Origin of the sequence: Kitasatospora sp. NPDC059327, from assembly GCF_042752535.1 — a bacterium.
GTDB lineage: Bacteria > Actinomycetota > Actinomycetes > Streptomycetales > Streptomycetaceae > Kitasatospora.
Genome location: NZ_JBHYYB010000012.1, coordinates 86,868 through 108,326, shown reverse-complemented (window position 1 = coordinate 108,326; position 21,459 = coordinate 86,868). Strand labels below are relative to the sequence as shown.

10 protein-coding genes are annotated in these 21,459 nt (G+C 68.5%); 3 read left to right on the top strand and 7 right to left on the bottom strand.

Annotation, left to right across the window (positions count from 1 at the left end):
- Nucleotides 1-8 precede the first annotated feature (8 nt).
- The 5 genes from drmC to drmD are packed head-to-tail and all read right to left on the bottom strand — an operon-like array spanning nucleotide 9 to nucleotide 13,740.
- The gene (drmC, locus tag ACFXHB_RS10545) at nucleotides 9-749 is read right to left on the bottom strand and encodes a DISARM system phospholipase D-like protein DrmC (RefSeq protein WP_380573529.1); all 741 of its coding nucleotides are present in this window, start codon (nucleotides 747-749) and stop codon (nucleotides 9-11) included.
- On the bottom strand, nucleotides 742-2,769 hold the full coding sequence (gene drmB, locus ACFXHB_RS10540) for a DrmB family protein (RefSeq protein WP_380573528.1): 2,028 nt from the start codon (nucleotides 2,767-2,769) through the stop codon (nucleotides 742-744). Before drmB ends, drmC begins: the two co-directional genes overlap by 8 nt.
- Nucleotides 2,766-6,509, bottom strand: coding sequence for a DISARM system helicase DrmA (gene drmA / locus ACFXHB_RS10535; protein WP_380573527.1), 3,744 nt, complete (start codon nucleotides 6,507-6,509; stop codon nucleotides 2,766-2,768). Before drmA ends, drmB begins: the two co-directional genes overlap by 4 nt.
- Nucleotides 6,506-10,537 carry an Eco57I restriction-modification methylase domain-containing protein gene (locus ACFXHB_RS10530; protein WP_380573526.1) on the bottom strand — a complete coding sequence of 1,344 codons (4,032 nt, stop codon included), beginning with the start codon at nucleotides 10,535-10,537 and terminating at the stop codon, nucleotides 6,506-6,508. The genes drmA and ACFXHB_RS10530 overlap by 4 nt, the downstream gene beginning before the upstream one ends.
- Nucleotides 10,534-13,740 carry a DISARM system SNF2-like helicase DrmD gene (gene drmD / locus ACFXHB_RS10525; protein ID WP_380573525.1) on the bottom strand — a complete coding sequence of 1,069 codons (3,207 nt, stop codon included), beginning with the start codon at nucleotides 13,738-13,740 and terminating at the stop codon, nucleotides 10,534-10,536. Before drmD ends, ACFXHB_RS10530 begins: the two co-directional genes overlap by 4 nt.
- Before the next feature lie 296 nt (nucleotides 13,741-14,036).
- Between drmD and ACFXHB_RS10520 the strand changes: the two genes are divergently transcribed.
- The 3 genes from ACFXHB_RS10520 (at nucleotide 14,037) to ACFXHB_RS10510 (ending at nucleotide 18,869) form a co-directional block, all read left to right on the top strand.
- On the top strand, nucleotides 14,037-15,479 hold the full coding sequence (locus ACFXHB_RS10520; protein WP_380573524.1) for a tyrosine-type recombinase/integrase: 1,443 nt from the start codon (nucleotides 14,037-14,039) through the stop codon (nucleotides 15,477-15,479).
- A 627-nt stretch (nucleotides 15,480-16,106) separates the two neighbouring features.
- Entirely contained in the window at nucleotides 16,107-17,786 is a 1,680-nt protein-coding gene (locus ACFXHB_RS10515) for a hypothetical protein (RefSeq protein WP_380573523.1), read from the top strand.
- Between the two features lie 222 nt (nucleotides 17,787-18,008).
- Entirely contained in the window at nucleotides 18,009-18,869 is an 861-nt protein-coding gene (locus ACFXHB_RS10510) for a DUF5655 domain-containing protein (protein WP_380573522.1), read from the top strand.
- A 398-nt stretch (nucleotides 18,870-19,267) separates the two neighbouring features.
- Here ACFXHB_RS10510 and ACFXHB_RS10505 read toward each other — a convergent pair whose 3' ends face one another.
- A complete protein-coding gene (locus tag ACFXHB_RS10505; protein WP_380573521.1) occupies nucleotides 19,268-20,080 on the bottom strand; it encodes a hypothetical protein in 813 nt (270 codons plus the stop codon).
- Between the two features lie 175 nt (nucleotides 20,081-20,255).
- Nucleotides 20,256-21,416 (bottom strand): DUF317 domain-containing protein, encoded by a 1,161-nt coding sequence (locus ACFXHB_RS10500; RefSeq protein WP_380573520.1) that lies wholly within the window; start codon nucleotides 21,414-21,416, stop codon nucleotides 20,256-20,258.
- Nucleotides 21,417-21,459 lie beyond the last annotated feature (43 nt).

The following is a 21,459-nucleotide window of genomic DNA, read 5'->3' as shown; positions in this document are numbered from 1 at the left end:
TGTGATCGTCAGGAAGCGGGGACCTGCTCGTACAGCACCCCTTCTGCCTCGAACAATTCTCGTTCCACGGTTTCGGTGAGGTTCGGGTTGTCGATGAGGACACCGAACTCGACATTGTTGTTCTCCGCGCTCCAAGAGAAGTTCGCGCTGGTCACGAACAGGAGGCGGTGGTCGATCGCGAGAAACTTGGCGTGGTTTCGCACGTAGCTGCCGTCGAACTCCCGGGTCCGCCAGACCGCTGCGGGCTTCAGGTGCGTGGCGACTTCGACGGTCGTCGGTGACCAGTGCTGTCCGTTGCTGTCAGCTGCCTTGGTATCAAGGTAGACGCGGACGGCCATGCCAGCACGCTGGGATGCTGCTTGCAGGGCAGTCCAGAGACCGGAAGTCCGCTGGAAGTTGAAGGTGGAGCAGGTCACCGAGTGGCGCGCGTTGTTGACCAGGTGGGGTACGGAGGTCGTCAGCGGTCCGGTCTGGGCGAGGTGCCCGGGCATGGTCCACAGCGGGGACAGGGTGGTGGGCAACGCCCGGGCCCCCTCGACGGCACGGAGCACAGGGATGTGCCGAAAGGCCGCCCCCGGGCCGCTGGCGATCGTGTCCAGGAGGCTTCGCGCTTCGGCACGGCGGCCGGCGGCGACCGCTTTGAGTGCGGTGGTGAGGGTGTCGCCGTCGGCGAGTCGGTCGGCGATGCCTTGAGCCTCGGTTCTGGTCAGCAGATAGCCGAGGCGGCGGGCGGCTTCGGCGTCACTCATTGGTCGTGAAGTAGCCGAGGTTACTTGCGGGCAGGTCGAGGAGGAAGCGGCGGTCGAGGAAGCGGTTGGCCCGCTCGCAGGAGGTCTCCGAGGCCATGACGCAGCAGTGGCAGGCTGCGCCGTGGAGGAAGTCTTCCGGGTCCTGAGGGATTCGCATGGCGCAGACGGGGTCGGAGGAGCAGCGCCTGGCCTTGCGCAGGGCGCTCGCGACGACCCGTTCGAGCCGGGCGGGGTCGCTGAGCTGGACCAGGCCGCCGAGGGTGCCGTCGCTGTCGGAGGCGGTGGTGCAGATGAGCAGGCCGGCGGCCGGCTCGCGCCCGTCCGCGGCGGGCCAGGCGTAGAGACGTTCACTCAGGCTGGCGGCCGAGTAGCCGCAGGTGAGGGCGAGTTCGCGGATGAGGATGTGGGCGAAGGTGTGGACGAGCCAGTAGCGAGGCGGCTTCAGCCGGCTGTCGGGGTTGACCTGGCCTGCGGTCTCGGAGAAGCGGCGCTCGAAGTTCCGGCGATGGGCCTCGCGGTGAGCCTGCCACAGGTCGGTGTCGAGGATGTGCTTCTCCCAGGCCGCGACCTTGTCCTCCTCGAGCTGAAGGAAGATGCCCTCCCCGCGGTCCTCGGTGGCAACCGTCCAGGCAGGTCGGGGGGTCCGGGTCAGCGGAGCGAGGCGGCGCGGCAGGTCGCCGACCCGGTCCATGTCGTCGATGCGGGTGAAGCCGACGAGCGCGTTGACCTTGCGGAGCCTCTCCACCGCCAGGACACGGGTGATCTCGGGCTGGAGCCGCTGCCCGCGCTGGCGTTTGGCGAGGGTGAGCCCGCTCTTGGAATCTTCGTCCCGGGAACCGGGGAAGTCGTCGAGCAGGTAGCGCCACTCGGGTACGAGGAGGTCGACCGGATCCCAGTCGCGGATCTTCTCCTCCTGCTCTTCCACGGTGGCCGGCGGAGCGACGGCAGCCTCCACGGCCTGAGCCAGTTCGTGGTCGGAGAGCTGAGTGACGTCGACCCGGTCCTCCAGCAGGTCGCGGATCATGTCGAGGTTCGCCCGGTACTTGGCCAGCTTCTCCCCGAGCGAGGTACGGATCCGGTCGGCGAGGTCCTCCTCCTTCTCCTGCTGGGACTCGGGCATGACGATGATCGACTGGGTAGCGGGGAACCACAGGTTGGAGGCGCCGACCAGCATCAGCTTCGTGGTGTTGCGGCAGCCCTTGGGCTCGAAGGCGTCCAGGTGGGGATGGCGACCACGGCACTGCGGCAACTTGGCCTTCCCCGCCTCGCCCTGAGCCTCGTTCATCGGCCGCCTCATGTCGCACGACGCGCAGATGATGACCGCCGAGGCGCCCTTGCCGGCGGTCCGGTCCTCCATCTTCAGCGCCGGCATCTCCGCCCTGCTGCACGGCTGCCCACGGTGTACCCACAGCTCGTAGGGGAACTCGTCCAGGTGCCCGTCCGCGCAGGCCAGCAGGTACCGCGCCGGCACGGCAGGCCGGCGCATGGTCCCGCGAGCCCGGCTTCCGGCCCGGCCGGTGCACTTGGTGTGCTCGAACGTGGCCAGGTCGGTGCGGAACGGGTGGGTGTTCTTGTAGTCGAACTGGGAGAGCATGCCGAGCATGTCGCACCCGGTGCAGCGCAGCCACTGCGGGAACACGCGGGCCGGGACACCGAGGTCGTTGCCCTCGGCGGAGCGGCTGTGCTTCTTCGGCTGCCACGGGTGCGGGCGCAGCTGCACATCGGGCGAGCGGAGCATCATCCGGACGACTTCCCGCAGCCGGGGCGCATGGATCGTCAGGGGCGGGGAATCACGGCGGCGCCAGATGCGGTCCCAGTCGTCCAGGCCGGTGGGCATGACCGTGAACTGCGGCAGGTCCATGATCGAGCCGGGGCCGTAGGTGTAGAGGAGAGACGAGGGACGGGCCGAGCCGACCTTGGCGCGGTTGCGCTTGGCCGCCTTCTCGCCCTCCTCCTCCAGATCGCCGAGCGGATCGACGGCCCGGGTCGGGTCGTAGACGTAGCGGGTCTCGTCGGTCATGAGCTCTCCTCAGGCATCACCCACTGGGGCGCGTTGGCGGGCGCGATGTACACCAGGCGTTCCTTGATCGGACTGACCAGGAGGTTGATCTCCGGCTGCACCTCGCGCATCGAGTTGGCCACGATGAACGGCGCCGCGTCACGGCTGTCGATGCCGGACTTGGCGTTCTCCGCGCTCATCATCAGTGCGTCATGCCGGGTGTCGTCGGTCACCTTCTCGTAGACCAGCGACTTGCGCCGCTCCTCCAGGTGCTTACGGCGCTTGCCCCACTGATCGAGCCGGTTCTCCAACCGGTGACGGGCCCGCTCGGCGGCATCCTCGTCCCCAGCCTGACCAACCCGGCGCACCAGAGCCTCGATAAGCTCCACCGCGAAGCGCCGCTCGGCTTCGATACGGGCCGCACCGTCCTCCGGCGACAGACCCTGCGTCCGTACTGCCTGCAGGACGCGGGCCGCACTGACCAGCACACCGTCGAGACCGCGCTCGAGCGAGGTCACAGAGAACGGCGTCACGGACAGCGCCTCGACCTGCTGGTAGAACGTCTCGTGGTAGTGCCGGAACTGCTCGAAGTGGGCGAGGTCCCGGGGCCGCGCCCAGTTGCCGAGCGAGACCACCAGGCCGGGCCGCTCCGTGTCACGGCCAACACGGGAGGACGCCTGGATGTACTCGGCGGTGTTCTTCGGCTGGCCGACCACGAGCATCAGCCCGAGCCGGGTCACGTCGACGCCGACCTGGAGCATGGAGGTCGCCAGCACCACGTCGAACGGATTGAGCTCCCGCTCCGGGACCGGCTTCTTCGCTGCCAGCGTGGCGCGCCGATTCCGCTTGCCGATGGTGGAGTCGAAGGCCGGGTCGAACGGCACCGCCATCTGGTCCAGGGTGGCGGTGATGTCGGCACTGGCCACCCGGGAGGTCAGCTCCGCGACATGCAGAGACCCGAAGTTGGTGCCGGTACGGGCAGGGAGCTTGGACCACGGGCGCTTCCTGGCCAGGGCGGTCTGGATGTCGTCGCCCATGTACCGTGCCATGCCCGCGAGTTCCCGGGTCGCGCTGAAATAACCGACCAGGCTCATATAAGGGTCGGCCGCTACCCCCGAGTGGTCGAGCATCAACTGCCCGCCCGCCATGAGGATCTCCGCGACGCGGATCTCGGCGGTGGTCAGACGCACCCCGGTGGTGCTAATCCCGACGTAGCGCCGGCCCGGGGTCTCCTCGGAAGCGGGGATCTCCTTGGAGAAGAAGGTGTTGCCGGCATCCAGCACCTGCGGCGGAAAAACGGTGACGTCCCGCCCGTACAGGGCCTTCACCTGATCGGCAGCGTTACGGGCAGTGGCGGTGGAGGCGACCAGAAGCGGGCGCGCCCGGCGGCCCTCCTTGGTGCGCCAATCGGTCATCACGTCGATGGCCACCTCGAACAGGCCCACCGTCGTCCCCAGCGCCCCGGTGATCAGGTGCAGCTCGTCCTGGATGACCAGGTCCGGAGGACGAAGCCGGCCCTTGGAGCGCAGATACGCCTGGGGCAGGCCGTCCCTGCTGCTCGGGTGCTTGCTGTCGACCTTGATCCCGCAGTGCTGGTAGTCGGGGTGGACGAAGCCGTGCCGCTCGCACCGCTGGGAGACGTAGCCGAACAGCGAGGCTGCCTCGCCCTCCCGTGCGAGGCGGGCGAACTTGTCGACCGTGGCGATGACGAAGGCCGGCGCGAGGCGGTAGATCTCCTCATCGACGGTCAGGACCGGCAGCCCCTCCTCGACCTCGCCACCGTCGGAGAACGGGCACTCGGCCAGCTCGTCACCGCAGTAGACGAGCACCCGGCGAAGCCCAGGCTCGGTCTTGACATTCCGTGCCTCGACCCGGGTGCCGCACCACGGGCAGCGCTGAATCTGCAGCACCGTCAGCCGGTACCCGCGCCCCAGGTTGGCGTTGCGCAGCTGATCAGCCGCCTCGTCGTACCGCTTCGGACTTACATCGGTGCCGACCCACAGCCCGATCCGGAAGGGCTCTTCACCCCACGTCGCCGGGTCCTCCATCCGCGCCCGCTCTGCCGCGCAGACCAGCGTGGTCGCCCGCTGGAACTGCTGGGCGGTCAGCAGGCGGAGGGTGTACCGCATCAAAACGGCGACCCCGAAGCGGCCGTCCAGCGGCCCGTCGAACGCATCTACCACACCCTGACGGCGGCGGATCGCGAACGTGTACGCGGCCAGACCCAGGTACGCCTCGGTCTTACCACCACCGGTCGGGAAGAACAGCAGCTGTGCCTTCGCCAGATCGCCGGAGCGCTTCTCGGCCCCCGGGTCGGACAGCAGCGGGAGCTGCATCAGGACGAACGCCAGCTGGAACGTACGCCACGAGTGCGCGCGGTTCCCCTCGCCTTCGCGCTTGCCGGCCTCCAATACGGCCTCGTGGGCCTGGTCGAGGCTCTCGCGGCTGTCCTCCGGCTGGTTCGCGCGCCGCTGTGCGACCTGGGACTGGACACGCTGATCGGCCATCACCCGGTTCATGAACCGGAAACAGCGCAGTGCCTCCTCGTCTGCCAGCAGGTGCTCGAGGCCCTCGGCGAGCTGCCGCTGGACCTTACGGGCTTCGTTAACAGCGTCCATCCCTTCGGAGCGAAGGTGCTCGGGCAACGCCTCCGCCCGCGCCTCCTCGCCGTCCAGCCAGGCGGCGTAGCCATTGACGATCGGCTCCAGACCGGCCCGCAGCTCAGCGGGGGTGGCCTCCGCGAGCTTCGTCATGTCGAGCAGAGCGGCGCTGATCTCCTCCGCTGCCGTCTGCGGCGTCTCGCAGGTCGGCAGCCAAGTGGTCCACAGCTTGCTGGCCCGGCGCGTGCCCTCAGCCTGTGCCCAGTCCACCGAACAGGTGCGCCCGACTGCGAACTCGAGCCGGTCGCGGTACTGAAGGCGCAGGCGGCGCAGTTCGTCGTCCGGCTCCTCGCGGGTATCCGTCAGCGCGTCGTTCACCGGCAGGAACACCCCTGCACCATCGGGGGCGGTGACCGACAGCTCGGTCTGGTAGAGCCACGCCTCCACCGGGATCTTGCGCGGGGTCTCCAAGTCGTTGCACAGCGCGATCTCGATCAGGCGGCAGCCACGCTCGGTGTCGTCGTAGCGGTCCACCCGCAGCATGACCTTGTCCTCCAGCGCGAAGGGCGTCGTACTGGTGGGCGAGAGGTCGGCGACCTTGATCGGCGTGGTGTGCTGGTGAGGCTTGCGCTGGTAGCGGCGAAGACGGGAAGCGCTCTGCTCGCCCTCGGCGTGCTTCTCCTTCACCGGCTCGTACGTGCCCCATGACGTGGCGACCGTGAACTCGTCCAGGTCGTCAGGGATCTGACAGCGCAGCCCCATCGACGCCGGGATCATCAGCCCGCGCTTCTGCGGCTGGTCCTCGACCTCGTCCTCGTCCGCGCCAGCGCTGCTCTCGTCCACGGCGGTGACGGGCACGCCGCGGCTCTCGGCCGCGTCCACGGCGTCACCGACGTCGGTCGCTGCGTCGTCGGAGTCGGCTTGGGTGGGGTCGTCCTTGCTCGTAGTGAGACGGACGGGGGCGATGCGGCCCACCAGGTACGCCGAGTCCGGAACACCTTCGAGGATCTCCTCGGGCCCACCCGCCGGCCCCAGGAGTTCACGCTCCAGGACATCGGCCAGGTTCTCCCGCACCGTCCAGGAACGCCCGTCCGGCGCGAGGTGAAGGCGGTACTCCTGCTCCTGCGAAGCAGCAGGCTGCTGGGCGGATCGCGTGGTCACTCGTCATCCCCTTCCTCGGCGTCGCCATCATCGCCCAGGGGTACGACATCGCCCTGTGCGGCGGCACGACGGTGGTTCTCCTCCAGCAGCCGGTCCAGGATCTCTACACGGGCCGCTGGGCTCATCGTCCAGCGCTCCATCTGCCGGTAGGTGTGGAAGCCATGGTCGAGCGGGACGTCATCCCAGTCGTAGGCGGCCATAACCGCTTCGTCGAGTTCGACATGAATCTGGCGGAGCCGGGCGATATCAGAGTCAACAGAATTGGCAACGCCAGGATCATTGACCAAATTATAGAGCTTAGTCAATCCAAGATTTCGGCGCAGCATGATCTCGCGACGCTCGACATCAAGGAGGCGGCCAGCATCGGAAATTCCTTCGCTGCGTCGAGGGCGAGGAAAGGTGAGGAAAACATCCGACGGCGCGTACCGCGGGTCGTTTCGCAATCCCGACCCGTACTTAACCGCCCAGGCCTGATGCAATGATGATGACAAAACCGCCTGATCGGCATACGACTCGGTGGCAAAGACTACTACAGCCTCGCTCGTGACAGCCTCTGTCCTGATCCTGAGTGGCATGACCGTCTTGCTGACGCGCGTGAGGACGAGAATCTCGTTCCGCTCAGCAATCGCCCGCCTCATGGCAGGTCGCTTCTCGCAAAACTGCCACCAGAAGTCCCGGTAGACCTTTCGGTTGTTCCTCGCCCGCTCCGGCTTTACTCGCTCAAGCACTCGCCCGTAGGGAAGTTCGTACTCCTCTGCCGCTTGCTCTGAGCGGTCATTGAAGTCGATGACCCAGCGCGAAGGGGAGCTGTCCGGGCGAGAGTTGAGGTCCTCGCCATTGAGGTACGGGAACAGCACCTCCTTGTTGCGCGGGTTGGCCTCGATCCAGGCGGCAGCCTCATCCGCCTCTAGGACGAACCCCATGCCCAGCACGTAGCAGCCGATGAAGGCCGTCCCGGCGTTCTCCACCAGCCGCGCAGGATCACCTTCCACTCTGCCGCCCGGCTCCAGGAGCGTGGAGATCCGCGCCACCTTGATGTCGTCCGCGACACGGGGCACTTCTCTCGCGACCGCATCTCGGGTACCCCACACCGCCGCGTACTCCAGATTGGCACTGGCGGCTGGCCAAGAGCGGCTCTGGATGGCCCGTGTGATGGTGAGGCCTCGCTCGGCAAGTTGGTCGAGGCCGACTTGCCGGGTGTCCCCCTGCGCGACGGTATTGGTCGCGATTAGGCCCAGTCCGCCTCGTGGTGAGAGAAGTTCGTAGGCGCGCAGGAAGAAGTATGCGACGAGGTCGGCACTCCCCTTCTTCCCGTCCGCGAGGGCGTTGACGTACCAGTCACGGACGTTGGTGCCCATCGTCCCCGTGAGCTTCTGCCCGCCCAGGAACGGCGGGTTGCCGATGATGGCGTCGAAGCCACCGCGTCCCATCACGTCAGGTACGGCGAGGACCCAGTGGAGCGGCTTCCATCGCTCGTAATCGGTCGGAACGGTCGGTGTGAGTCCTGCTTCCAGGATGCCGTCGAGCATCGCCCGATCCTTCTCGCCACCGCCCACAGGGTAGGCGAGTTCGACGGCAACGCGGAGGTTCTCGTACGCCGCCTTCAGTTGCTTTCCAGGCTTGCCGCCCCACTTCAGCCCGGCGGCGACTACCGCGTCCGCGACGTCGGCCAGCTCCCCGGTGATCTTCTGGTACTCCGCCCACTGGCGCCGCTTGGTCGCTGCTGAGCGCTGCGGGTCCTGCTCGTTGACCTCGGTGGCGAGCTGGCGGCGTAGGCGGGCAGCACGGTCCAAGGTGGCGTCGACGTCGATGTTGAACATGCTGATCTGCTGGCCGGCTGCTGCCGGGTCGATGTGGAGGTCGCGGAGCTGGCGTGGGTCCGTCAGGCCGATCAGCGCGTTGCCGTGTAGGACCTTGTCGTCGACGAAGGAGAACGGCAGCTTGGGGTCGAGCGAGACGAGCCACAGGGAGAGCTTGCACATCTCCACAGCCATGATGTTGATGTCCGCGCCGTACAGGCAGGTAGCGACGACTGTCCTTATGGCGTGGACGTGGAGTTCGTGCGCCGTCATGCCGTAGACGGCCTTTTCCCTGCGCCACGCCTCCACGAGCCGGGCGGCGAGATAGCGGGCAGCGGCGACGAGGAAGGCGCCGGAGCCGCACGCGATGTCGGCGATCTTGAGGTCGAGGATCTGGTCGGAGGAGATCGGCTGCCAGTCGTCCTGGTCGGCGCTCTGGTGCGGGCCGGGCGAGTAGACCAGCGGTTCGAGGGCGTGACGGACGACTTCCTCGGCCAGCGAGCGCGGTGTGTAGTGTGCGCCGGCCGAGGCACGCGACGGAGTCTCCACGAGCAGAACGCCGCCGGGCTCGACAACGAGGGGCCGGTTGCGCAGGTCACGGCGGATGATGCCGAGGAAGGGACGTAGCCGCTCGCGCAGTTCCTCATTGCCGGTGAGGTCGTGCAGGGCGGTCTCGGCGTCGTCGATGAGTGTGTCGCCGGCCTTGAGGGCCTTCGTGAGGGCAGCCTTGGTGGGCGGTTTCGCGGCGGGCTGGTACTGCTTGGCCCAGGCGAGGATCGCGTCGGCGAGGGCGGTTTCGCTGCGGTTGGTCTGAGCGAGGTGTTCGAGGGTTTCGAGGGGGATTTCCGGCTCGAAGCCGGGAGTGCCGGTCAGGCCGAGGGTGATCTCGTCCGTGTTCTCGCAGGAGTAGCCGAGCAGGCCCTCGTAGATGTAGCCGATCTGTTCGACGTCGATCTCGCGGAAGGAGATCCGGCGGGCGGGCTCGCCGCGCAGCTGCGCGATCTGGACGGCGCGCAGGACTTCGAGCATCACGCGGTCGCTGACCGTGATGGCCAGGGCGCTGTGGGAGCCGCGAGCGGTGAGGAAGGGGAAACGCGCCGGGTCGAAGAGGGAGCCACCGTATTCGGGCAGGCGCAGGTCTTCGAAGGTGGCTCCTCGGTAGAGGGCCTGGGAGGTGGCGAGGAGGCGGTGCCAGGTGAGGGAGGTGGCGTCGAGGGCCTGGTCGCCTTCGTCCTGCTGGCGCTTGTCGAGGCGGTCGAGTTCGTCGCTGATGCCGTAGCCCATGGCGAAGAGCTGGTTCTCGGGGAGCAGTCCGCGTTCCTCGGCGAAGAGGAGGAAGACGACGCGCATCATGACGGTGACGGCGGCTTCGTAGACCTCGCCGCGCTGTTCGGGGAGGGGGTCGGGTTCGCTGCGTTGTACGGCTTCCAGTCCGGCTTCGGAGAGGGCCTGGACGATAAGCTCGACGGCGCGGCGGACCTGGGTGCCGAGGGCGTTGGTGATCTTCTCGGCGGCGGTGACGGACTCGCCGAACAGTTCGGTGAGCCGGTCCTGCGGCTTTCCGCCGATGAGGCGGCGGCGCTGGAGGAGCTCGATGAAGGCGTTGCGGGTGGCGGGCTCTTCGATCCAGGTCTGGGCGTCGACGATGCCGGAGGCGACCATGGTCTTCTCCCGGGCGCTGACGATGGCCCACCAGCGGCCGTCGGTGACCACGCCGATGGTGACGCCGGAGGCCCGCAGGAGGTGTTCCATGCGGTCGACGGGGCTGTCGGACCATCCGTCGGCGAGTGGGTCGCGCAGGGAGTCGACGGGGTCGGTGACCAGGACGAGTGCACCGGTTGTCTCACCCTGGAGGAGGGCTCCGTCGGCTCGGACGGTCACGGCATGGTCGGGCGAGCGGACCTCGGCTGCGGCCGGCGCTACGGACGTGTACGAGGCGGCCCAGCGCAGCCCTTGGCGCAGGACGAGGTCGACCCAGGTGTCGCGGGCCTCGCGGTAGAGGGCGAGGGCTTTCTCGTCGTCGCGGTGGGAGTCCCAACGCTCCCAAGCCTTCTCGAAGGCGGGTTTGGCGTCCTTGATGGCCGCGAGGGCGCGGGCGTCAGGCTGTGGGATGCCCTGGGGCCAGACCCGCTCGAGGACCGGAACGGCAAGGAACGGTCCGTCGGCGTCGACCAGTTCGAGCCAGGCACGGTGCAGGTCGGCAGTGGTCGGGGCGTGCTTGCGGCTCATGCCTGAACGCTTCCGTTCTTCGCGTCTTCGGGGGTCAGGGCGAACACGACGGCCGCGGCCGACACGTACGGGCGGATGTCGCTGTAGCGCTCCCGGATTGAGGCAACCTCGCGGGCCTCCTCGTCGTCCAGGCTGGCCAGACGTTCGTTCATGTTGTGGAGGTCTCGGCGGCGCTGCTTCTGCTGGTCGTCGCTGAACAGGACGTCTTCCTCCTCCGACCGGATGGCCAGCTCCAGCAGGTCGCGGGACTCGCGCAGGTTGATACGGAAGGCGCCGAAGATCTCGTGGGCGCGGGCGATGTCGGTGTCGCGGCGCCGTGTGAGCGCTTCGGTGACCTTCGCCTGGCGAGCGGTGCTCTTGCGATCCATCGCGTTCAGAAGCCGGTCGCGCAGCCGGGCTCCGTCCTCGTTCCACAGGGCGGCAAGGTGGGTGAGCACCTCCCTGTCGGCCAGCTGGAGGTCAGCTGAGTCGAGGGCTTCATCGAGGGCCTGTTCGACCTTGGATTCGGCCAGCGCCTGCCCACGCAGCCGGATACCGGTGAGGAAGACCTCCTCGTGCAGGCGCAAGCCGCCTCGGCCGACCAGGACGAGCCTGGAAACGGCGGCGACACAGGACTCGGGAAGTCCGTTGGTGACGACGGCGGTGACCCGGTTGACCGGCGCATCGACGCTGAACAGGGCGCTGCGCAGGGTACGCGTGGCGCGCTGCATGAGCGCGTGGCCCAGGTGGATGTGCACAAGGTCGGTGCGCCCCCGTGCCGCCTCGTCGTCGAAGGTGACCGGGCGCGGAACGCCCGGCGCCAGACGCGTGTCGAGACCGCGCAGAGCCGGCTGCCAGGAGCGACCGAGCCTCGGCACCTGAAACACCTGCACGTCGGTGTCCTCATCACCGATCTCCACCAGCGGCGGCTGGGCGTCCAGGAGGAGGGCGGCGTCCACGACACGGCGCGCGTTCGCGGGCGTGAGGTGCATGAGCGCCTTGCGCTCGTCGTAGGTCCGGGACAGCTCGGTGAGTTCGCGGTTCAGCTCGATGCTGCCACGCAGGCTCTCGATCTCGGCCTGGTCAGCGTCGGCGGACGCGTTCGGACGTGCCTTGCGGGGAGTACCCGCTGGGCTGAAATGCCCCTGTACCTCGGCGTCGATGACCTGGTTGACCTTGCCCAGGTCCTTGGTCGCGGTGCTGACCTTCCGCGCGATGATCCCCATGAACTCCATGTCGGCCGCGTAGGTCGAGGAGGAGGTGACGGGCTGGAAGTGGTAGATCTCCGGGCTTTCGGTCTGACCGTACCGGTCGATCCGGCCGATGCGTTGTTCCAGGCGCGAGGGGTTAAACGGGATGTCGAAGTTCACCAGGCGGTGGCAGTACGCCTGCAGGTCGATGCCCTCTCCGGCAGAGTCGGTGGCGAGCAGCACCCGCACTGGGTGCTTGTCCGGCCGCTCCGTGAACCGGGCACGGATCAACTCGCGCTCCTCGATCGGGGTCGAGCCCTGGATCATCTCCAGCACGTCGCCGTAACCGCGCTGACGCAGGACCCCCGCGATCCAGTCCAGGGTGGCGGCGTACTCGGTGAACACCACGACTCGCTCGTTCGACCAGGTCCGTCCGTCCGAGCGGCAGATTCCGTCTAGGAAGGTGAGCAGGGCCTCCAGTCGGGAGTCCGGCTTGTGTTCGTAGCGTAGCCCCCACTCCACCAGCGACGTGGCTTCGTCTTCGAGGCCGGCGGGCAGCGGGCCGGGGCCCTTGGAGTGCCGCAGTGCGGTGAACTCAGGGTGCTCCGCCGCGCCTTCCTCCTCGTCCGACTGCCCGCTGCCGAGGACCTCGACGTAGTAGTCGTCCTCGTCCAACTCCAGCTGTCGGCCGCCGTCCGCCGCGCCCTGGTACAACTCCAGCGTCCGGGCGAACGACCACGGGCTGGACAGGAACCGCTTCTTCAGCAGCATCGAGACAATGTCGCCGCCCTTGCCCCGACCGCGCGCGCGAGCTGTTTCCGTGAGCAGCCGCACCAGCCGGTCGAACTGCTCCTGCTCGTCATCGCTGGGCGTGAACGGGATCGTAGCGATCTTGCGCGGCCGGAAGCCCTTGTCCGGCAGCTCAGTCTTCACCCGCCGGACCTTGACCTCGTCGAGCGCCTTCTTATCGATGCTCGCGCCGCGGGAGAACCGGCGGCCGTCGATCATCTCCAGCAGGGCAGTGAAGGACTCCGAATAGCCGTTGTGCGGCGTGGCGCTCAAGAACAACCGGTGCTCGCACGCCTCTGCCAGCTTCTTCGTCGTCGTCGTGCGGTGGCTGTCCACCGCATAGCCGCGCTGGCCCGGGGCCGACGTCGGGCTGGCCGGCGCCACGTGGTGCGCCTCGTCGACCACCAGCACATCGAACGCGAAACGGCGGGCCGAGGACGCGTTTCGCGTGTCCGCCAGGACATCACGCAGCAGCCGCTGGGCCCGAAGCGACGGCAGCCACGCCATACTCACGATCACGCGCGGGAACAGCCGGAAAGGGTTGGCGTTCAACCCGTGACTGCGACGGACCTTCGCCATCAGCTCACTGTTGACGATCACGAAGTCCAGGCCGAACTTCTCCCGCATCTCGTCCTGCCACTTCAGCGACAGGCTCGGGGGACAGACGATGACCACCGTGCGGGCCCGGTGGCGCAACAGCAGCTCCTGCACCACCAGGCCCGCCTCGATGGTCTTGCCCAGGCCCACGTCGTCAGCCAGCAACAGGTTCGTCCGCGACGACTTCAGCGCCCGGCGCAGAGGCTCCAACTGGTACGCCTCGACGTTCGCACCACTACGAAACGGCGCCTGGAAGGAGTTGGCGTCCGCCGAGGTCACCGCACCCCACCGCACCGCATCCACGAATGCGGCCAGCTTCTTCGGGTCGTCAAAGCCCTCCGGCCGAACGGTCTCCGGCAGACCCTGGTCCGGCTGCAGCGTGTGCCCGACCTCCAGCTCCCAGACGACCGCCAGTTCTTCGCCGAGCCGGTCCTCATCCAGCGACTGAAGGCTCACCACGTGCGCGAGGCGGGGTGTTCCCTCGTCAGCGGGGCTTCTCGGCAGGCCCTGCTGTCGGACGTCCGACACAGCCCATGTGGAGCCGCGGACCTTAACCACCTGGCCAGGCTCCGGCACGGGCGGCAGCGCTTCCGGTCGTCCGGTGCGCTCCTCGATGTCGCGCTGGTCTTCAGTGGTGGTCGTCGCCACGTGCCGGACTCCTCCATCGATGCAGCACACCCGAACTCGCGTCATTCTCCCATCGGCCAGTGACTGTGGGCTCGGAGACGTGTTCGGCAGGTGATCATTATCGCCGATGTGGGATGTCCTCCGCCGGAAATCGTGAGGATCAGTGACCGCAAGTGGTGCACGGTGCTCAACCTTCGGCCCGCCAAGGGAAAACACCTGGTCAGAGCCCTTGAGCGATCCTGGTGGTCGCGTGGTGGTCGCGGACCAGGGACGGGAGACTGGAGACCGGACATGCTCAGTCTCCGGAGGTGATCAGGATGCGCTCCTCAACCGACCGTGGTCGGATCTACCAGCGCTGTGGCTGCCGCGACAACCACCGCCACCAGCTCGGCACCCGCTGTCCTCTCCTCGCCGCCGACCCAGACCACGGCAGCTGGGCCTTCGCCGTCGACGCACCCTCCACCGACGGCCACCGCCACACCATTCGCCGCGCCGGCTTCCCCGACGAACTCAACGCACGCATCGCACTGCGGCGCTTCAACGAGTCCGTGCCCCTCGGCGTCATCACCGACCCGAGGCAGAGCACCGCCGACTACCTCACCAACTGGCTCGCCGAGAAAGCCCTCCACCTCAAGCCCACCACCATCGCCCGCTACCGCGACTACATCGCCAAGGACCTCATCCCCGCCCTCGGCGCCATCCCCCTCGACGACCTCACCCGCCAGCACCTGGCCGCGTTCGTCACCGCCCAGCTGCAACGCGGCCGCGGCAGGGTCACCGTCCACCGCATCATGGCCACCCTCTCCAGTGCCCTCAGCAGCGCTGTCACCAGCGACCGCCTCCCGCGCAACCCCGCCAAGCCCCCGCTGCTCTCCAGGCCGGCCGCGGTCGAGCGGCACCTGTGGACCGAGGAGCAAGCGGCCCGCTTCCTGCGCTTCACTCACGTCACCGACCCCCTCTACGCCGATCTCGCCGAGCTGATGATCGGCACCGGCATGCGCAAGGGAGAGGTTCTCGGACTGCGGTGGGACGACGTCCACCTGCCAGAGCGCACCCTGTTCGTCCGTGCGACGCTCTCCGCGATCGACAACAACCAGCTCCTTCTCACGGCACCGAAGACCAAGGGCAGCCGCGCCTGGGTCGCACTGTCCGACCGTATCGCCGATGCCTTGGACGACCGCGCCGACTCACGTGCCTTCGGCCAGATCACCCCTGCCGGCGGCTTCGTCTTCCACCGCCACGGCCGCCCGCTGCACCCCAAGACGGTCCTCGACCGCTTCCACCTGCTCTGCGACAAGGCCGGCGTCCCCCGCATCGCCCTGCACGACCTGCGCCACCTCGCCGCCAGCTTCGCCATGGCAGCAGGCGTCCCGCTCCCGGTCGTCTCCAAGACCCTGCGCCACCGCACCCTGTCGACCACCGCGAACGTCTACGCCGAACTCACCCGTCTCGCAGAGCGGGCGGCCGTCGACGCCATCGCCTGGACTCTCAACGCCGCTGACCGCGCGGTTCTCGGCGAACCCGCCTGCCGAGCCCACCGCCCGTGGCACCAGAACCCGCGCCCCCACCACCGCCTGGCAACCCATCAGGCGCCACAAGAGCTCGAACCGACCACCGCTTGGCCGATGTGGCCCGGAGACCACACTGCGACCACCATCCGACAGAACATCAAAAAGGCCGCTCCCGCCAGAAGCGGAAACGGCCTACGACCTGCAGTTAAGCAAGTCGGGACGACAGGATTTGAACCTGCGACCCCTTGACCCCCAGACCGCTCGAAATGCGCGCACACACACGTCGTGCGTGTGCAGATGAGCAGGTCTCGTGCACCTCGTGCGGTAGCGCGCACGACGTGTGGTCCCCAGCTGGTCCCCAGGTCAGGGGCCTGCCGGAGGGGTCGAGGAGCGTTCATGCGTCCAGGATAGCGCCACTCCGGTCGCGGATCCAGCGATCCCAAGGGGTTATCCAGATATGTGCCCGGCGGGGCGCTCGCCAGAGCCACGTATAATCAACTCTCCACGGCCGAATAGCGCCTGGGAAATTCCAACCAGTCGTCCTCTCGTCTCGCATTTCCCCGGGTTCCTGGAAATTCGCGGCACGCGCCATGTCGCACCCCCAGGGTCAACCCGAGGTTCGCCAGCACCGCGCCTCGCATGCTCCGGGTTGCGCGATCCCCACAACCCTGGCCGCAAGCAGGTCGTCTGCCCCAGAGCCGCCAGCCCCTTCCGAGCAGGGCACGGTGCGGGCCTATCGGAGCGCAGGGGTCTCATGAGGTGCCGTGGCGAGTTCGCCCGCTGGCGGCCGGGGACCACCCACTTCTCCCCGCACGCCTTCGGGGCGGTCTGCCAGAATGCGGCTCGCGCCCAGTTCACTCTCGGAGGCCCCAACCCATGCGCTCAGCCGCCAGTGCCCCGCTGACCTCCGACTTGTCCCGTGACCAGGCGCTGTTGCTGACCACGATGGCCCACCAGTACCTGAGCAGCGGCGAGTGGCCGACATGGCAGTGGGTGGACACGGTGCTCGACCGTCGGGGCCTTGATGCTCCTGGCCTACTCCGCTCGCTTCCCCGGCTCGGCGCCGACCGACCCGGACCTTGGTACGGGCTGGTCAATCACGACGGGGTCAACATCTCCCGGAACGACCGGGTCGCGGTGACCCTGGCTGGTGCCCTCCACGTGCCTGAGCTTCAGCCCCATTCTGCTGCCCCCTTCCTTGACACCCTCGCCGTTCTGGTCGCAGCCAGGCACAGCCGTCCGATCTCGCCGGACGAGGTGGAGGAGTTCCGGATCACCGCGACGGACGTCCGAGCCGAGCTGGCTCCACGACGGGATCACGAGCCACTGAGCCGGTGGATGGCCCGACTGCCCGAGCTGATGAGCAACGAGCCGGTGACCCGTAACTCCACCGGCGAGCTGCCGAACGGCGGCCGGTGGTGGGGCCTGAGCCGCGACCTGGGGCGATACCGGGGAGTCACCACGTTGGAGGGCTACGTCGAGGTGACGGCCAGGCTCATCGGCGAGCACGCCATGCCGTGGACGCAGGCTCACGAGACCCCCATCGAGCTCGCAGCCTCGGCGCCGCCGAGTTCATCCGACCCGCGACAGCTGAGGATCACGGCGCCGATCCCGGAGGAACTGGCCGAGGTTGCGGCTGACCTGATGCTCCTTGAGCTTCTGGACCGCTCCGGTGGGCAAGTCGGCCAGGCGCTGTCACCGGATGGATTCGTTCCCGAGGCGCACGCCCGCGATGAATCCGGCTGGTCGGTTCTTCGGATGCTGGTGGACCGGCGCGAGGTCGACGCTCTGCAGGTCCGGGCGAACGGCCACCCGAACATCGTCATGCTGACCACCATCGGCCGGACGAAGGCAATGAACCTGCGGCGCCGGTCTCAGGACCGGGCGGAGCGCGAGCACCACCTTCACGACGCGCTGGTGCGCTGGGCGTACAACCAGCACCGTCCTGGGCCTGGGGCGTCGATCCAGAGCCTTCCAGCGTCACCGGATTGGTGGTTCTGCGGCACGGAGGTCACGTGGGACGAGGTGTCTGCCGCCGTGCGCTACCTTGAAGGACGCGGTCTCCTGGCCGGCCCGGTGCAGTTCTCCGGGCCGCCGGACGGGATCCGCCTGCACCTGACCCCTGACGGCGAGGACTGCGCGCGGTCCCGCCAGACAGTGAGGACGTACTTGGACGGACAGCGCTCTCAGCCTCCCACGTTCCAGCTCACCGGCGACAACAACAACGTCGCGTTCGGCAACAACAACCACCAGTCCAGCAACTCCTCCGCCAACGGCGTCAGCAGCGAGGACCTTGCCACCCTCGTCAACATGATCCGCTTCAGCATCCCGATGCTCGGACTTCCCGAAGAGCACCAGGTCGCGATTGAAGGCGACGTCGCGGCGCTGGAGGCCGAGGCCGCGACGGGGAACCCCGACCAGGGCCGCGTCCGCACCTTCCTGCAGCGCGTGGGCTCGGTGGTCCAGAGCGTGGCGACGAACCCGATGGCTCAGAACATGGTCCTCACCGGAATCGGGACAGCCACAGGGATGCCGGTACCGCAACTGCCCCAGTAGAGCTGCCACGCCGAGAACATCGGCTCACCGGCGATCCCCTCTATTCCCCGCCGGAGCAAAGTGCGATAAACGCAACAAGCACTAGATTGTCCTGCTTCCGGCATGTAGTTTGTCCGGCTCATCCCCGGGCGGTCCGGCGGATGGTGTGCTGGGGGGTACGTGGCGGGTCTGCAGGTGTTCCGCGTTTCTGATGGGGATGTTCGTCGTGTCGAGGGTGACACCGTGGAACTGGAGCGTCACCTCCAGGCTCTCGTCGAGGCGAACATGGAAGAGATGCTGGGCGGCGTCCGCTTCCTGGCGAGCGAGTACTCCACCGGCCCGGTGCACCGGGGTCGGATCGACAGCCTCGGTCTGGACGAGGACGGCAGCCCGGTGCTGATCGAGTACAAGCGCCAGCGCAGCGAGTCGGTCCTCGCGCAGGGGCTGTTCTACCTCTCGTGGCTGGTGGAGAACCGCGCCGAGTTCGAGGCGCTCGTCGAGCAGCGGCTCGGTGCCGAGGCCGCTGAGCAGGTGGACTGGAGCAACCCGCGGGTGGTGTGCATCGCGGCGGACTTCAGCCGGTACGACCTCGTGGCGGCCGGGATGTCCCACCACCGGATCGACATGGTGGTCTACCGGCGTTACGGGGACGACCTGGTGACGCTGGAGTTGGCGGCGTCGGTCGCCGGCGGGTGCGGCACCTTGTCGGGACGGCGTTCGGAGCTTGCGCGGCCGGTCTCGGCCAACCGTCGGACGGTCACCGACGTGCTCGCGCAGGCCAGCGGCGAGATCCGAGGGCTGTACGAGGAGCTCGACTCGCGCCTGCTCGACCTGGGCGAGGGCCACGCGGTGTCGCTGCAGCACTACGTTGCCTACCGCCGGCGGCGGAACTTCGCCTGCGTCCGGGTGCTGGCGCAGGCGCAGGCTCTGGTCGTCTTCCTACGCGTCGACCCGACGACGGTCCAGTTGGTCCCGGGTTGGACCCGGGACGTCCGGAGAATCGGGCACCTCGGGACGGGCGAGCTGGAGGTCCGGATCGGCTCGGTGGAGGATTTCGACCGGTCGATGGCGCTACTGCGGACGAGCTACGCCGCTGCAGCGTAGCCCAGCAATGGCGATGGGCCGTACCCCCCTTCCGGGGTACGGCCCATCGCCATTGTTCGGCCCGCTCAACGGAGGGCTGGGTCTGGGTGCTGACTCTGGTGTTCAGTGGTCAGCCGGGCGGGTGCGGGCGGCGGTCAGTGGCGGCGGGGGCGGGATGGTGGTGCGGTGGCGGGCGGTTCGCTCGTCTGCCCGGCGGGGGGCGAGTTGAGGGCCTGCTTGATGTGGTGCCGGCGGGCGGCCCAGCGGCTCAGGTCTCGCTGGTACGTCCGGCCTTCCTCACCTCCGGCAAGGCTTGGGTGAGGGGCGGCGGGCTGACGATCCTGGGGGTTCGGCTGTTCGATGGTGGTCCTCCGCGTCAAGGGGTGGCGACTCCGGGCGCAGGCCGAAGTCGAGTGGGGTCAGTGTTCGCAGTCGTGCTGCGGTTCTCGGGCCAGCGAGGTGATCAGCGCGCGTTCACGGACAAGGTCGGCGTGCACTTCGGGCTGGTTCGGGCCCAGGGCTTCGAGGGCGCTGTCGATCGCGGCCAGGGCTTCCGCTCGGCGCCCGAGGCTCCGCCAGGCGGTGGCGGTGCGGAAGAGCATGATCGGGTCGCCGTCCTCGAAGGTGGGCCATACGGCCAGCTCGAGGAGCCGCTCGGCCTGGTCGGGCAGCGCGTCGCCGAGCCAGAGTCCGTGGAGCAGGGCGTGGCAGACCTGGGGGTTGTCGCCGGCCTCGGCGAGGCTGCGGTCCATTGCTTCGAGGGCGTCGGGAGCGGAGCTTCCGAGAAGGGCGAACGCGGCGAGGGCGCGGGTATACGGATCCCAGCGCGTACGCTCGCGCTCCGGGGTCTGGCCGAGGAGCTGCTGGATGCTGCGGCACCGGAAGTCGAAACGCAGGCCGACGAGGTGGATGTGCCGGAGCGCCTGGGCGTGGATGCGGTCGGTTCCGGGCTGGGCGAGGTGGTCGGTGCCGGTGATGTGGGCGAGGGCGCTGTTGCGCCGGCTACGCGCGTACCACGAGAGATGGTTGGCCAGGGCTGCACTGGTCTGCCAGTCCGCGTTGGCGCGGCTGAGCCACCGTGCCGCTTCGGCAGGCCAGGGCCGGCCTGCGTCGATCTCGTGCTCGACGAGCGTGCGGACGGCGGCGAGCGCGGCGTCACGGAGTTCACCGCGGGTCACCGCGACGGCGAGGGCGCTGTATCCGCCGGGGCTGTCGAGGAGGCCGCGGATCATGATGCGCTGCGCTGGCGGGTGATGGGCTGCGCGGGCGATCCGTTTGATCGTGTGCAGGTCGGCGTTCGTACTGGTCAGGGTTTCCTCGTTCGATCGGAGGCGGTGGCCGGCGGCGGTGCCGCTCCGGTGGCGGAATCTGGCCAGGCGCGCGGGTTCCGTCAGCGGTGCAGGGTGGTCAGCGGGCGCGGCGGTGACCGCTCGGGTCGGCGGTCTTCGCTGCTCCGGCGGGTGCTGCCGCGGGTGCGGGAGTGGTTGTCCTGGTGCGTGCCGCGTCGGCGCGGCTGGTCGCAGCCGGTGGGGCGGATTGCACCGTGGTGACGTCGAGGTAGGGGAGGTGTTCGTCGGCGAGGCTGTGCAGTGGGCGTTCGACGGGGGTGCGGTCCACCAATGCCGCGGTGACGGCGGTGAGCAGCTGCGTGGGGATGCCGGCGGACATGGTCATGTGCCAGCCTGCCCGGGGGCCGAGGTTGAGTCGGCCCCCGTTGATGGACCAGTCGGGGTTCCTCCAGGCGTGGTGGGGGGCAGGCAACGAGCGAGCGACGCGGCCGAGCCCGTGCTCGGGCGCGACGTAGATGATCTCGTGGGGGAGGTTGGGGAGTCGGTTCCATCCGGCCTCGATCAACGGCTCCAGGCCGGCTGTGGTGGAGCGGAGTTGTCGGCTGGGGCTACCGGGGTCGACCAGTGACGTGACGGCGGTGTGCAGTGCGGCGATGATCTCGGGCGGGGTCTTCGCGTCGGCCGCTGCCCGCCACGCCGGGGGGCCGCCGCCGTGGTGCAGCCCGGTGACGGTCCAGGCCCAGATGGCGGATTCCGGGGTGGCGACGACGTGATGGAGAGCGGACGGGCTGGTGTAGGTGGTCTCCGCCCTGTCGGTCTGAACGCTCCAGTCGTCTTCGAGCAGCGGCGTCGTGGCCAGGTCGCGTGGCCCGGCGGGGCCGGCCAGGTAGAGCGGGCTGACCAGGACCCGCGCCTGGGACTCGGGATCGGGCTGTATCGATGTCGGTGCCGGCCGAACGGTCTCGGCACGCGCGGCGACCGGTGTGGTGCGGTGCTGCTGCGGCTGTTGCGCGCTGGGCGGGGAGTCCGTGTAGACGGCCAGGTATTGGCCGATCGCGCTGCGCAGAGGTTCGGGGTTGAGCTCTTCGGAGCGGTGCAGACGGTCGAGGTCGTGGAGCGTGTGGACGAAGCCGGGGCGGGGGACGGTGCCGTAGGCGTCGAAGTCGAACTTGTTGGTGCCCAGTTCGGCGCCGCTCTCCAGTAGGACGGCTCGAACCCGGATCCCGTTGTACGTGTCGTCCCGAATCCCGGCCTGGGCCAGTTCGGCGGTGACCAGCACGCCGCCCCGGCGGGCGACGGCCTGGCGGCCGGTGGCGAGACCG

Bases quoted from the DNA above. Each gene is read 5' to 3' on its own strand.
- ACFXHB_RS10515 (WP_380573523.1), top strand. From the start codon at position 16,107: ATGCGCTCAGCCGCCAGTGCCCCGCTGACCTCCGACTTGTCCCGTGAC.
- ACFXHB_RS10520 (WP_380573524.1), top strand. From the start codon at position 14,037: ATGCGCTCCTCAACCGACCGTGGTCGGATCTACCAGCGCTGTGGCTGC.
- ACFXHB_RS10530 (WP_380573526.1), bottom strand. From the start codon at position 10,537: ATGAGCCGCAAGCACGCCCCGACCACTGCCGACCTGCACCGTGCCTGG.
- ACFXHB_RS10505 (WP_380573521.1), bottom strand. From the start codon at position 20,080: ATGATCCGCGGCCTCCTCGACAGCCCCGGCGGATACAGCGCCCTCGCC.
- drmB (WP_380573528.1), bottom strand. From the start codon at position 2,769: ATGACCGACGAGACCCGCTACGTCTACGACCCGACCCGGGCCGTCGAT.
- drmC (WP_380573529.1), bottom strand. From the start codon at position 749: ATGAGTGACGCCGAAGCCGCCCGCCGCCTCGGCTATCTGCTGACCAGA.